The sequence below is a fragment of the Paraburkholderia sp. BL21I4N1 genome, assembly GCF_002973525.1.
In the GTDB taxonomy this organism is placed as follows: Bacteria; Pseudomonadota; Gammaproteobacteria; order Burkholderiales; family Burkholderiaceae; genus Paraburkholderia.
The window spans coordinates 495,826-509,434 of record NZ_PVEN01000003.1; the positions used below are offsets into that span (position 1 = coordinate 495,826).

At 64.2% G+C, this 13,609-nt stretch carries 11 protein-coding genes; 4 read left to right on the forward strand and 7 right to left on the reverse strand.

The features are described from left to right. Positions 1 to 232: 232 nt before the first annotated feature. Positions 233 to 1,726, reverse strand: coding sequence for a chloride channel protein (locus tag B0G83_RS11700; RefSeq protein WP_258167866.1), 1,494 nt, complete (start codon positions 1,724 to 1,726; stop codon positions 233 to 235). Positions 1,727 to 1,952: 226 nt separating this feature from the next. Between B0G83_RS11700 and waaC the strand changes: the two genes are divergently transcribed. After that, positions 1,953 to 2,957 (forward strand): lipopolysaccharide heptosyltransferase I, encoded by a 1,005-nt coding sequence (gene waaC, locus B0G83_RS11705; protein WP_105507703.1) that lies wholly within the window; start codon positions 1,953 to 1,955, stop codon positions 2,955 to 2,957. Between the two features lie 576 nt (positions 2,958 to 3,533). Then, positions 3,534 to 3,671, forward strand: a complete 138-nt coding sequence (locus B0G83_RS38575) for a hypothetical protein (protein WP_179706336.1) — start codon at positions 3,534 to 3,536, stop codon at positions 3,669 to 3,671. 4 nt (positions 3,672 to 3,675) lie between these two features. On the opposite strand, the gene B0G83_RS11715 is transcribed toward B0G83_RS38575, so the two are convergent. The 3 genes from B0G83_RS11715 to B0G83_RS11730 form a co-directional block, all read right to left on the reverse strand. Next, on the reverse strand, positions 3,676 to 3,855 hold the full coding sequence (locus tag B0G83_RS11715; RefSeq protein WP_035552327.1) for a hypothetical protein: 180 nt from the start codon (positions 3,853 to 3,855) through the stop codon (positions 3,676 to 3,678). Positions 3,856 to 3,973: 118 nt separating this feature from the next. After that, complete coding sequence (locus B0G83_RS11720; RefSeq protein WP_105507574.1) at positions 3,974 to 5,281, reverse strand: MFS transporter; 1,308 nt, start codon at positions 5,279 to 5,281, stop codon at positions 3,974 to 3,976. A gap of 236 nt (positions 5,282 to 5,517) precedes the next feature. Continuing rightward, positions 5,518 to 5,958 carry an energy transducer TonB gene (locus tag B0G83_RS11730; protein ID WP_258167873.1) on the reverse strand — a complete coding sequence of 147 codons (441 nt, stop codon included), beginning with the start codon at positions 5,956 to 5,958 and terminating at the stop codon, positions 5,518 to 5,520. A 292-nt stretch (positions 5,959 to 6,250) separates the two neighbouring features. Here B0G83_RS11730 and B0G83_RS11735 point away from each other — a divergent pair, with 292 nt between their 5' ends. Beyond that, positions 6,251 to 6,556 carry an NIPSNAP family protein gene (locus B0G83_RS11735; protein ID WP_105507577.1) on the forward strand — a complete coding sequence of 102 codons (306 nt, stop codon included), beginning with the start codon at positions 6,251 to 6,253 and terminating at the stop codon, positions 6,554 to 6,556. 290 nt (positions 6,557 to 6,846) lie between these two features. Here B0G83_RS11735 and argH read toward each other — a convergent pair whose 3' ends face one another. Together argH and B0G83_RS11745 are read right to left on the reverse strand one after the other, a co-directional pair. Then, complete coding sequence (argH, locus tag B0G83_RS11740; protein ID WP_105507578.1) at positions 6,847 to 8,253, reverse strand: argininosuccinate lyase; 1,407 nt, start codon at positions 8,251 to 8,253, stop codon at positions 6,847 to 6,849. 192 nt (positions 8,254 to 8,445) lie between these two features. Further along, positions 8,446 to 9,258: a helix-turn-helix transcriptional regulator gene (locus B0G83_RS11745; protein WP_105507579.1), complete on the reverse strand. Its 813-nt coding sequence runs from the start codon at positions 9,256 to 9,258 to the stop codon at positions 8,446 to 8,448. 191 nt (positions 9,259 to 9,449) lie between these two features. Here B0G83_RS11745 and B0G83_RS11750 point away from each other — a divergent pair, with 191 nt between their 5' ends. Beyond that, on the forward strand, positions 9,450 to 10,202 hold the full coding sequence (locus B0G83_RS11750; protein ID WP_105507580.1) for a class I SAM-dependent methyltransferase: 753 nt from the start codon (positions 9,450 to 9,452) through the stop codon (positions 10,200 to 10,202). A gap of 142 nt (positions 10,203 to 10,344) precedes the next feature. Here the strand turns inward: B0G83_RS11750 and ppc are convergent, their stop codons facing one another. Beyond that, positions 10,345 to 13,479 carry a phosphoenolpyruvate carboxylase gene (ppc, locus tag B0G83_RS11755; protein WP_105507581.1) on the reverse strand — a complete coding sequence of 1,045 codons (3,135 nt, stop codon included), beginning with the start codon at positions 13,477 to 13,479 and terminating at the stop codon, positions 10,345 to 10,347. Positions 13,480 to 13,609: the final 130 nt, after the last annotated feature.

Sequence of the window (13,609 nt, forward strand, 5' to 3'; positions counted from 1 at the left end):
GAGCGAATCGAACCGCACGCGCCACCTTTCGCCGATTGAATACAAAGAGTACGCAGGCGCAGCCCATGCACCTCGCGCGGGCGCGCGCGCCTGCGTTTCGTTTCCCCTGGACTTTCAGGATTCGAGTGATGAAAAAGAATCTGCTTCTGATCGCCATGCTGGCGGTAATGCTGGCCGGTTGTGTCGTCGTACCGGCGCGGCCTTTGGTGGTTCGCGCGCCGGGTGTCGTGGTTTATTGACGCGGCGTGTCGGCGCTGTTTTGGGCGCCGTTTTCGGCGTTATTTTCAGCGCGGTTTTCGGTGCTGTTTCCGGTATGGTCCTGGGCCTTATGTTCCGGTTCCGCCGTCCTGTCGGCTTCGTCGACGATAGCGGGCTCGGGCGCTTCGACCTCGGGCACTTCCGGCACAGGCGCGGGCGCCGGTTGCGGCAGCGGCTTCATGTAGCGCTCCGCCAGCGACTCATACAACGGCGGCGCGAAAAGACGTGCGACGCGGCTTGCAATCAACGCGGTCGCCATCAGCGAAATCACCAGCGCATGACCGTCGATCATTTCCATGACGATCACGAACGACGTGATCGGCGACTGCGTGACGGCCGCCAGATAGCCGACCATTGCCAGTGCGATCAGCATGGGCAATTGCATCGAGCCGAACACCATGTGCAGCAGATTGCCGAAGCCCGCGCCGATCGACAGCGACGGCGCGAAGATGCCGCCCGGTATGCCCGGCAAATACGAGCCGACCATCGAGATCATTTTCAGAAACGGATAGAACACCGACAGATGCTCATGTCCGTCCAGCAGTCCGCGCGCTTCCGCATAACCGCTGCCGAAGGTCGTGCCGCCCGAGATCAGCCCGACCACCGCGATCGTGAAACCGCACAGCGCGGCGAACGCGACCGGCCGCTCGCCGTGCAATTGCCTCAGCGGCGCCGGAATCCAGCGCGCGGTGTTCAGCAGCAGCCAGCCGAACACGCCGCCCGCAATGCCGGTGACGATCGCCGTCAGCAGCACCGCGAGCGCCAGCAGATCGGGGAAATGCGCGCCGATCTGGATGGTGCCGAAATAGGTGTAGTTGCCGTTCAGGCCGAGCGCGATTACACCGGCAATGATGATGGCGGTAATCAGCACGCCGCTCGCGCGGGCTTCGAAGCTGCGCGTGAGTTCTTCGATCGCGAAGACGATCCCGGCGAGCGGCGTGTTGAACGCCGCCGACAGACCCGCGGCCGCGCCGGCCAGCACCAGTTGCCGCTCGATCAGCGCGTTCGAACGGGGATAGAGCCGCCGCAGATTGAACATCAGCGCGGCGCCCACTTGCACGGTGGGCCCTTCGCGGCCGATCGTGAAGCCGCCGAGAATCGCCAGGAACGACACGGCGATCTTGCCGAACAGAATCCGGAACGACAGCAGGCGCGCGCCGTACTCGCCGGGTTTCGAATGCAGCGTGGCGATGACTTGCGGAATACCGCTGCCTTCGGCGCCGCGGAAGAATTTGCGCGTGAGCCAGACCGCCAGCGCGGCGACCGCGGGAGTCACGATCAGCGGCGCCCACACGTGCTGTTGCTGCATCGTGCGAAATTCGCTGTAGCCCCAGTCGATCAATCGGGCATACAGCACGGCGACCAGCCCGACGGCGATCGCGCCGAGCCAGAACACGCCGTACTGCCGCCACAGGCGTCTCGCGCGACGCACGATTCCGGAAGAAAGAAGAGGGTAAGCCCGGGGCATGAGGTATGAGCCGTGTGCTGGCGCAAAAGCTCAATTATAGGGGCCGTGGACGCATCAAAACCGGGAGAAAGTATTTTGAAAAGTGTGCGCGTGGTTTATTGTAAGGTTGGAGATGTAATGCATTGTATTAATGACATGTTTGCGTGCTGTCGGCTTCGGTCAAGATTAATCCATTCGTCGGCTAAAATAGTTTGACGTTCGAACAACTAACAGGTCCCCAATGAAGCTGAAGCGAGTCCTTATCGTTAAGGTCACTTCACTCGGCGATATCGTGCAGGCGTTGCCCGTGGTCGCCGATATCAAACGCGCATTCCCCGGCGTTCAGGTGGACTGGGCCTCGGACGAATCGTTTTCCGAGGTGGTGCACTGGAGCGAGAGCGTGGACCGCGTGCTGTCCGCGCCGCTGCGGCGCTTCAAGAAAGCCCGCCGCTGGGCCGATTTCAAGGCGATCGCCGCGTCCATCGCCGAGTTGCGTGCGTACCGCTACGACTACGTCGTCGACATTCACGGCGTCTATAAGAGCGCGATCATCGCCTTTCTGGCGCGTTCGTCGCGACGTATCGGCTATCAGAACCAGGATCTGGGCGAGCGCGGCGCCGCGTTCGCGTACACCGGGCGCTTCGGCCCGCGTCCGCAGTGTGATGCGTGGCACGGCATGCGCGTGAGCACGAGCGAGGCGCTGGGTTACGTCGTAGAAGGGCCACCGGTCTACAACCTGCGTTTGCCCGAGCCGGTCAAACGCCCGTTCGGCAACGAAACCGCGCCGGTCGCGGCGTTCTTTCACGCCACCTCCAAAGACGACAAGAAGTGGCCGCTCAGCCATTGGGCCGCGGTGGGCCGCGAATTGGCGCAGCGCGGTTTCAAGGTGGTGTTGCCGTGGGGTTCGGAAGGCGAGCGCGCCGAGGCGGAGCAGATCTCCGCTCAGGTGCCCGGCTCGACCGTGCTGCCGAAAATGAGCGTGACCGAAATCGCGCAAATGATCGACGCCTGCTCGCTGGTAGTGGGTACCGACACCGGTTTCGTCCATCTCGCGCACGCGTTGCTCAAGCGCACCGTAATGATCTTCGTGGCGACCTCGCCATCGCATTGCGGTATCCATGCGCCGAACCGCTCGATCTCGATCGGCGACGGCGGCGCCATGCCGTCCATCGGCGACGCGCTCGAAGCGATCGACTACGTCCACACAGAGTCGCACGACGTGGCCCTGCAGCATCACGACTCGGCGGCCTGAGCGTTTCTTTATGCGTCGCAGCGCAATCGTTTGCTGAAAAAGAAAAGAGGCGCGACGCACAGTCCGCCCGAGCAAACGGACGCTGCCACGTAACGCCTCCAAAAAACGCCCGCGTCGGGGAACAACGGGCGGAGAGGAATCATCGCGAAGAACACGTAACGCGCTTGAAGCCGATTGGCGGCTGTGCGCGCATTACACGTCTGTTAAAACTGTCGCTATTCGTTGAGCACCTAATCGTCTACGGCTTGGTTCGTGACGCTTTGCTTCGCCCGCCTGACTGTGCGCGGCGGTGCGTGAATGGGTCGGTACAGTATTCGCGCTCCGGGTGCCGCACCGCGTAACCGCGGCCAGCAAGGCATGCGCCGGATATTGGTGGTCAACCCAGTATAGGCGGTGTTTTCCTCTGATGTGAATCTCGCGAAGTGCCGCGCAGGATAACGCGAAAACGCGAGCTCCAACCTGTAACACCCGCGTGATCTTCCTTTACAAATGGCAACGCCCGCGCGGGGCGCCATCGTGTCCAATCAAATCATTCGGGGTTTCGGCTCGAATGAATCTGACTCGATGGAGAACAATATGAAACGCTTAATCCTGACCCTGATCGCGGGCACTCTGCTTGCAACGGCGCTCGGCGGCTGTATCGTCGCGCCGGCCCCTGGCTACTACTATGGCGGCGGCTACGGCTACTACCATCACGGCGGCTACTATCGCTAAGCCGTCACGCCAGCAGCATTTCGAACGCGATAACCGCCGTGATGGCGGCCGCGTTCGCGGCCAGCGCTTCGATCACGATGCCTTTCCAGGTGGCGGGGCGAAATCGCAAGGCCAGCAGCAGCGAGCACAGTAGCGCCAGCGCAATGATCATCACGATGTCCGCGTTGTGGAGATGAACGTTCATCCGAGCCTCCCTGCTTGCCTTAGGGTGATTGAAGTCGAGTATAGGCAAGTCAAAAAGGCGCGCAAGGCAGGGAATTTACTCAGAGTACTCAGAGGTTCCTGCCTCGCGCCGTTTCGCGTCACATCAGTGGGGTGTCGCGCGTTTCGCGCATGCACAGCACGCCGATCAGGCTGACCGCCGCGGCGATCGACACATATGCGCCGACCCACGGCAGGCCGCCGTGCGCCGCCAGCACCGAGGCGATGTAAGGCGCCACGGACGCGCCGAGAATCCCACCGAGGTTGTACGACACGCCCGCACCGGTATAGCGCACGTTGGTCGGAAACAGCTCGGGCAGCAGCGCGCCCATCGGCGCGAAGGTCACGCCCATCAGGAACAGCTCGATCACGAGAAACAGCAGCACCAGCGGCATCTGTCCGCTGCCGAGCAGCGGCGCCATCGTGAAGCCCGACAGGATCGCCGCGACAATGCCGACGATCAGCACCGGCTTGCGCCCGTAGCGGTCCGCGGCCCAGGCCGACAACGGCGTGGCGAGTGCCATGAAGACGACGGCGATGCACAGCATGCCGAGGAACGTCGGCCGCGGAATATGCAGCACCGAGACGCCGTACGACAGCGAAAACGTCGTCGCGTTGTAGAACAGCGTGTAGCAGACCACCATGGCGAGCGCGCCGAGCAGCGTCGGCAGCCCGTGTTGCGACAGCAGGGTCGCGATCGGCACCTTGACGCGTTCCTTGCGTTCGATCGCGGCCTTGAAGGCCGGCGTTTCGGCGATTTTCAAACGCACGTACAAGCCGAGCGCCACCAGCACCGCGCTGACAAGGAACGGCACGCGCCAGCCCCAGCTACGGAACTGCTCGTCGCTCAACGACAACGCCAGCGCGAAGAACAGCCCGTTGGACGCCAGAAAACCGACCGACGGCCCCAATTGCGGGAACATGCCGAACCAGCCGCGTTTGCCGGCCGGCGCGTTTTCGGTGGCGAGCAGCGCGGCGCCGCCCCATTCGCCGCCAAGGCCGATGCCCTGGCCGAAGCGCAGCACGCACAACAGGATCGGCGCAAGGCTGCCAATCGCGTCGTAGCCGGGCACGAAGCCGATCAGCGTGGTGGACACACCCATCACCAGCAGCGAAGCCACCAGCGTCGATTTGCGGCCGATCCGGTCGCCGAAATGACCGAACAGGAACGAGCCGATCGGCCGCGCGACGAACGCAATGCCGAACGTGACGAAGGCCGACAACGCCTGAGCGGTCGCCGAACCGTGCGGGAAAAACACCGGTCCGATCACGAGCGCGGCGGCGGTCGCGTAGACATAGAAATCGTAGAACTCGATCGCGGTGCCGATAAAGCTCGCGAAGATGATGCGCGCGCTACTGTTCTGCCCGGTCGCATCGGGCTGGGCCGCGGAAATCGGCGAAGTGGACATGCAAGGTCTCCTGTTGTCGTGGATGCCGGCGGGCGCCGTGAGTCTCGAAGCGGCGGCGCGCGCGTGGGCGGCATCTCTGTTTGGGTTCGTGCGTCTGGCGCCTGCTTCGACGGCACCCGTGGGCCGAGGTGCGGCTACGCCCGGCGAGCGCAACGAAGCAACAGCTTACAACGGCGGCCGGCCGTGTTTGCGCGGGAATGCGGCGATACCAGGGGAATAACCAGGGTTTGCGTGCTTCAATCGATGGTTTGCGCTTGCGGCGAGGCCAACTCGCGCAACTGGAATTTGCCGTCGTCGTTGAAGAGCCAGTCTTCGAACAGTTCTAGCTGGCCGCGTCCGTCGAGCAGTTTGCCGGGCGGTTGCGGTAGCGGCGAAGCGCGCCGCAGGCTGGCGAGCGCGGTGCTTTCGGCGTCGTCGTCGCCGTTGGTGCGATACACCGACGACTCCAGCACGCGGCCGTTGCGATCCACCGTGAACGACACCACCACCAGCGAACGCAGCATGGCTTGCGGCGTGCCGCGCAACACATAGGACGGGTTGCGTTCGACGATGCGTCGCGCGACGGCGTCGCGGTACTGATCGAGCGTGGCGCTGTTGATGGCGGCGGGCGGTATCGTGAGGGCGGGGCGGGTTGGCGGTGTGAACGTGCAGGCGGCGAGGCTGAACGCCGTCACCATGACGAGGGCCGTGGCCCATGCCGATGCCACACCGCGCGCGACTCGCGACAACACGCGGACGCATGAGAAGACGCGTGCATTAAAGCGTCCGGTGAAACGTCGAACGTGACGTGTGCGGATAAGCATAGTCGCGGCGGCATCAAGGCGTGGTGTAGTTGGATGGTAGTCAAAAAGCGCCAGGATTCAATGAGCGTTGTCCCTGCGTGCCGTCGAAACGCCGGCATCGCAAACTGACCTATCATGTGTTCCGCCCTTCATTCCTCCACCCATACCGACACGGAAACCGGCAATCATGGTCACCTGTTATCTGCGCTACATCATCGACCCGTACAAGCTCAAGGAATTCGAGCATTACGGCAAACTGTGGATCCCGCTGGTCGAGAAATTTGGCGGCCGGCATCACGGCTATTTCTTGCCGTCCGAAGGCGCGAACAACGTTGCGCTCGCCATGTTTACATTCGAATCACTGGCGGCTTACGAGGCTTACCGAGTTCAGTCGATGGACGATGCCGAATGCCAGGCCGCCTTCGCCTACGCGCAGGAAACGCACTGCATCGTGAGTTATGAGCGCAGCTTTTTCCGTCCGGTTTTCGCGTGATGTCGCGCTGTTTGGCTTGCTGGCGCGGGACATTCCACGGCTTGTAATAGCCTGAAATATGAGCAGATTTGTTTGTGGTGCAAACGCGCCTACACTCTGCTGGCCTCTTTCGGGAGGCATCGGTGGAAGTCTTTCATTTAGCCCGCTTCGGCGGGCTTTCTTTTTTTGTGCGACGCCTTTTCGCGTCAGGCTCGAGACGAAAAAAAAGCGAACCCGGTTGATGGATTCGCTTTCTATCGCGTATGCAACGAGCACGCGGCAAGCGCACTCATCGCCACACCGGGCGCCGCTTACTGCAACGCCGCCCGTGCCGCCTTCACTGCTGTCAGCACCTGTTCCGGCGCCGTGCCGCCCGGATGATTGCGGCTCGCCACCGACCCTTCCAGCGTCAGATACGAGAACACGTCGTCGCCGATCAGATGCGCGACGTTCGGCAGTTCCGCGCGCATTTCCTCGAGCGACAGATCCGCCAGATCGCAGCCGCGATCCGCGCAGATGCGCACTGCCAGCGCGACCGCTTCGTGCGCGTCGCGGAATGCCAGGCCGCGCTTGACCAGGTAGTCGGCGAGATCGGTTGCGGTGGAGAAGCCTTGCAATGCGGCGTCGCGCATGGCTTGCGGCTTCACCGAAATGCCCGCGACCATTTCAGCGAAGATGCGCAGCGTGTCGGCGACCGTGTCGACGGTGTCGAACAGCGGTTCCTTGTCTTCCTGATTGTCTTTGTTGTACGCGAGTGGCTGGCCTTTCATGAGCGTCAGCAGCGCGATCAGGTAACCGTTCACACGGCCGGTTTTGCCGCGCGCGAGTTCGGGCACGTCCGGGTTTTTTTTCTGCGGCATGATCGACGAGCCGGTGCAGAAGCGATCGGCCAGATCGATAAAGCCGACGCGCGGGCTCATCCACAGCACCAGCTCTTCGGAGAAGCGCGACACGTGCGTCATGACGAGGGCCGCCGCCGCCGTGAATTCGATCGCGAAGTCGCGGTCGGAAACGGCGTCCAGCGAATTCGCGCAGATGCCGTCGAAGCCCAGCGTTTTCGCCACCGCGTGACGGTCGATCGGATAGCTGGTGCCGGCCAGCGCGGCGGCGCCCAGCGGCAGCCGGTTCACGCGCTTGCGGCAATCGATCATGCGCTCGGCGTCGCGCGAAAACATTTCGACGTAGGCGAGCAGGTGATGCCCGAACGTGACCGGCTGCGCGACCTGCAGGTGCGTGAAGCCCGGCATGATGACCGACGCGTTCTTCTCCGCCATGTCCACGAGCGCCACGCGCAGTTCCGTCAGCAAGCCGCCGATCCGGTCGATTTCGCCGCGCAGCCACAGGCGGATGTCGGTCGCGACCTGGTCGTTACGCGAGCGGCCGGTGTGCAGGCGCTTGCCGGCGTCGCCGATCAGCGCGGTGAGCCGTGCTTCGATATTCAGGTGGACGTCTTCCAGGTCGAGTTGCCACTCGAACTCGCCGCGCTCGATTTCACCCTTGATCTGCGCCATGCCGCGTTGGATCGCGGCGAGGTCGTCGGCGGCGATGATCTTCTGCGCCGCCAGCATCGAGGCGTGCGCGAGCGATCCCTCGATATCGACGAGCGCCAGACGCTTGTCGAAGAAGACCGACGACGTATAGCGTTTGACGAGTTCCGACATCGGCTCCGAGAAGCGAGCCGACCAGGCTTCGCCTTTTTTGTGCAGTTGGGACGTCATGGTGTTGGGCAGTTAGGCGGCTGTTAAGCAGCAGTTGATCGAACGGTGACGAGGCGGGCGGCGCGGCTGTACGGTCCGTGCAGATGCTGCCGCCGCAGCGGGGAAAGAGAGGGATTTTAACACTGGCGGGAGCGCCCGAAGACGCTGCCGGCCGGCGGCCGTGCGAGCAGCACGCGCCGTGCTGGTGCGCGACTACTCGCGCACCAGCACCACCAGCTTCAGATCTTCCCGATGCGCGGGTTTGAAGGTGATCTGGTCATACACGACGCGGCCGTCGCGCGGATGGTTGAATTCGCGCCGCCCGCCCTCGCGGCCGCCGACGTCCTGCGACGCCCAGAAGCGCGTGAACGCGTCGCTGGCGGCGCTGAGCGAATCGATCAGCGCGCGCGTGGGCGCGTCGTTCAAATGACGGATCGAGTCGGCGCGAAACTCGGCCGCGAGCCGCCGCGCGCGCGTTTCCCAGTCGACGATCAGCGCGCTCGCCGCGGGCTCGGTGAAGGTGTAGCGCAGCAGGTTGCGGTCATGCGTGCCGTCCAGCCAGCCGACGAACAGGTCGGCGGCGCGCTCGTTCCACGCCAGCGCGGTCCACTGACGGTCGAGCACATAGGCCGGCGCGTTGACCAGCCGCACGGTTTCGAGCAGCGTGGCGGGCGCGTCGGCGGCGGCTGGATCGGGCTCGGCCGGATCGCGCTGGGCGGCCAGTTCGAACAGATAGGCCCGCTCGGCGCGCGACAACTGCAACGCGACCGCGATCCGCGCGAGCGCCTCGGCCGAAGCCGACACCGGCCGCCCTTGCTCGATCCACGTGTACCAGGTTGGACTCACGCCGCACAGTTGCGCGACTTCCTCGCGCCGCAAGCCTGGCGTGCGGCGGCGCGGACCCGGCGGCAGGCCGACCGCTTGCGGCGACAGGCGCTCGCGATGAGCGCGGATGAAATCGCCAAGCGCGCGGGCCGGGGTGGCGTCGAGCGGTGGCGGGTGGTCGGCGGTAGGCGACGTGGTCATTCTGGGCGGGCGGCGCGTAAGGGAGGTATTGGGCGATCTTGTGGGGGTGCTTTCGATACCAGAATAATTGCTTAACTTGTACTGGTACACGGCGGGCCCTATTGTAGCGGCAGGAACGCTGCAACGCCTTCCCGTGTCAGCTGGGTTTCACCCTTGGGTCTAACCCGATAACCGATAACCGGAGCCTCCCCATGAAGCATCACGATCAGGTCGCCGACGCCTTCGGCTCGACCGCCGCCGCGTATTTGACGAGTCAGACCCATGCCACCGGCGCCGATCTGCAAACGCTGGCGGCGTCGATCGCCGCGACGCCGGACGCGACGGTGCTCGACATGGGATGCGGGGCGGGTCACGCGAGCTTCGCGGTCGCGAAGCATGCAAAAGACGTGGTCGCGTACGACATCGCGCCGCCCATGCTGGCAACGGTCGAAGGCGCCGCGCAGGATCGCGGCCTCGCCAACATCCGCACGCAGCAGGGCGCGGCGGAAAAGCTGCCGTTCGCCGATCACAGCTTCGACTGGGTGATCAGCCGGATGAGCGCGCACCATTGGCATGACGTGCCGCTCGCGCTCGCCGAGGTACGGCGTGTGTTGAAGCCGGCCGGCAAGGTGTTGTTCATCGATATCGCCGGCAGCGATCATCCGTTGCTCGATACGCATTTGCAGGCGGTCGAGGTGCTGCGCGACGGTTCGCATATCCGCGATTACCGCGCCGACGAATGGGTCGCGTTTTTCGAAGCGGCTGGCTTTCAGGCGTCGATTCGCGAGCGCTGGCGCATCGATATCGAATTCGGTTCGTGGGTGGCGCGCATGCGGACGCCGGAGCCGCGAGTCGTGGCGATCCGTTCGCTGTGGGCGCATTCGCCGGACGAGGTGCGTGCCTATTTCGGCGTGCAGGAAGATGGCTCGTTCAAGCTCGACGCGCTGATGATCGAGGCGCACTGACGAACGCGAAGGAACGCGCGAAGGATCGCGCGCGGCAAAATTCCCGCGCCGAAAATGACAACGCCGGGCACGGAAAAAACTCCGTGTCCGGCGTTGTCGTTCAAGCGGCCAACCAGGCCGCTTGAGCACTCAGCCGGTGTGCTTAACCCGTATTGCGCAGCCCCGCCGCGATCCCGTTGATGCTCAAATGAATCCCGCGCCGCACGCGCGCGTTGGTGTCGCCCGCGCGGTGACGCTTGAGCAACTCCACCTGCAAGTGATTCAGCGGATCGAGATACGGGAAGCGGTTCTTGATCGAACGCGCGAGCAGCGGATTCTCCGCGAGGCGCTCGCTCTTGCCGGTGATTTCCGACAACACCTTCGAGGTGCGTTCCCACTCCGCGACGATGCGCTCGAACACGTGCTTGCGCAGCTTCTTGTCCGACACCAGCGCCGCATAACGTGAGGCGACCGCGAGGTCGGTCTTCGCCAGCACCATGTCCATGTTCGACAGCAGGTTCGAGAAGAACGGCCAGCTCTTGTGCATTTTCTTCAGCAGCGTGAGACGGCGCGCGCGTTCGGCGTCGCTCGGCGCGCTGTCCAGATGCGCGGCCACCGCGCTGCCGAAACCGTACCAGCCGGTCAGCAGCAAACGGCATTGACCCCACGAGAAGCCCCACGGAATGGCGCGCAGATCTTCGATCTTGCGTTGCTTCGGATCCTGCAGCTTGCGCGAAGCCGGCCGGCTGCCGATGTTCAGCTCGGCGATCTCCGCGATCGGCGTGGACTCGAAGAAGTACTCCTTGAAGCCCGGCGTTTCGTAGACCAACGCGCGATACGACGCCATTGCCGCGTCGGACAACTGCTGCATGGTCTCTTCGAATTCCGGCAACTGCGCGGGCGTATTGCCGTGCGGCAGCAACGACGCTTCGAGCGTCGCGGCGATTACCGTTTCCAGATTGCGCCGGCCGATTTCCGGATTGCCGAACTTGCTGGCAATCACTTCGCCTTGCTCGGTCAAACGGATCTGACCGTCGACGGTGCCCGGCGGCTGCGACAGAATCGCCTGATAGGTCGGACCGCCCCCGCGGCCGACGGTGCCGCCGCGACCATGGAACAGCCGCAGCGTGATACCGCGCTGGTTGAACAGCGACACCAGCGCGAGTTCGGCGCGATACAGCTCCCAGTTCGAGGTGAGGAAACCGCCGTCTTTATTGCTGTCCGAATAGCCGAGCATCACTTCCTGCTCGTTGCCCTGATGTTCGATCAGTGCGTCGACGCCCGGCAGCGAGATCAGGTCGCGCATGATGTGCGACGCGTTGCGCAAGTCGGGAATCGTCTCGAACAGCGGAATCACCATCAGGCCCGCGCGCGCCGGGTCGTTAGCGTCGCCCAGACGGCCGTGCAGCAGGCCGGTTTCCTTTTGCAGCAACATCACTTCGACCAGATCGCTGACCGTTTCCGTGTGCGAAATGATGTAGTTGCGCACCGCGCGCGCGCCGAATTTTTCACGCGTCACGCGGGCTTCCTCGAGCACGCCGAGTTCGCTCTTCACGAGATCGGAATACTCGGCATACGGCAGACGCAACGGACGCGGCTGCGCCAGTTCGGCGAGTAGCACGGCGAGCTTGTCCGATTCGGACAGCGCCGCGTAGTCTTCCACGACGCCCGCGCGCTTGAGCAATTCGGCGATCACCGCTTCGTGAATGTCCGAGCTTTGACGCAAGTCGATGCTCGCGAGGTGGAAGCCGAACACTTCGGCGGCGCGCGCGAGCGGCGACAGGCGGGGCGCCGCCAGCGGCGCGCCGTGATGCTCGGCGAGCGAATCGATCAGCACGTGCAGATCGCGCACGAAGTCGGCGGAGTCGTCATACGGGATCGCCCGCACCGGCGCCGCGCCGCGGCCGGCGCTGCGCACCGGCACGCTGCCTTCGCCCAGACGCACGCGTGCGCTGGCGGCGAGCCGCGTGTACATGCCGATCAACGCACGGCGGTACGGCTCGTCGGTGCGATGCGGCGACTGGTCGGGCGACGCGGCGGCCAGCGCCTTGAGCGGCTCGCTGGCGCCGGCCAGCAGGTTCGACACCGACAACTCCGCGCCGAGCTTGTGCACCTGCTCCATGTAGTGTTCGAAGATCACCGCGGCCTGGCGGGTGATCGCGTTTTCCAGCGTTTCGGCTGTGACGTTCGGATTGCCATCGCGGTCGCCGCCGATCCAGCTGCCCATCTGGAAGAACGGCGGCAGACGCGCTTCGAGGCCGTGCTCGGCGAGCGCTTCTTCGATATCGGCGTACAGCGCCGGGATTTCTTCGAGGAAAGTGGCGCGATAGAACGACAGCGCGTTTTCGATTTCGTCGGCGACCGACAGACGCGTGTCGCGCAGCATGCGCGTTTGCCATAGCGACGTGACGCGCGCGCGCAGCATCGCTTCGTTATGCAAGCGTTCGCGGTCGGTCAATTGCTGGTCGCGCTCGGCAAGCAGACGCGCGACGTCGTGCTGCGCGTCGAGAATGCTCTTGCGTTGCACTTCGGTAGGGTGCGCGGTCAGCACCGGCACGATCAGCGCTTCGTTGAAGAACTGCTGCAACACCGGCGTCGCGGCCGCGCCGGCGGCGACGAGCCGCTCCAGCGCATGGGCGATCGTGCCCGGCTGCGAGGTCGAGCCGGCCAGCGCGTGAATCCGGTGACGGCGGTTGCGGTGACGGTCTTCGGCGATATTCGCCAGATGCGAGAAGTAGCTGAACGCGCGCACCACGCTGACCGTTTGCTCCGGGCTCAGCGAGCGCAGTTTTCTGTCGAGCGTTTGCGCGGCCGCGCTGTCGTCCTCGCGGCGAAAGCGTACCGCCGTCTGACGGATCGTCTCGACGACGTCGAACACTTCGTCGCCTTCCTGTTCGCGCAGCACGTCGCCAAGCAGGCGTCCCAGATAACGGATGTCCTGGAACAGCGGATGGTCCTTGTCCTCGCGCGTGCGGCCGTTGGTTTTCGGCGCGGGCACCTTGGTGTCTTTCGACACGGCTTGCAGCGCAGGCGCCGACGTGGCCTTCTCCGCCTTGACGGTTTTCACGGGCTTGACCGCCTTGGCGGACGTGGACGTTTTAGCGGATTTGCTGGCCTTGGCGGCGTTGGCCGGCTGGGCGGCGCGGGCTGTTTTGCCGGCGCGTTTGGCCGGTGTCGACTGCGTGGCGCTCGCGGCGGAGCCGGCGGAAGCGGTAGGCGCCGCGGCGGTGTCGGCCGCGTTGGTGTTGGGCGATGCAGTGTTGCGGCGGGCAGGGCGCGCCGATCCGGAAGACGTCACGATGGGTTTCCTCAGGGAAGCCGGGGTCTGTTGAGTGATGGACTGCTACTGCGGAACTGCGCTACGGACTGCAAGGTGAACAGCACTAACGACAGGTGCCGATGGAGAACGGCTGTGGAACCAGCACGCC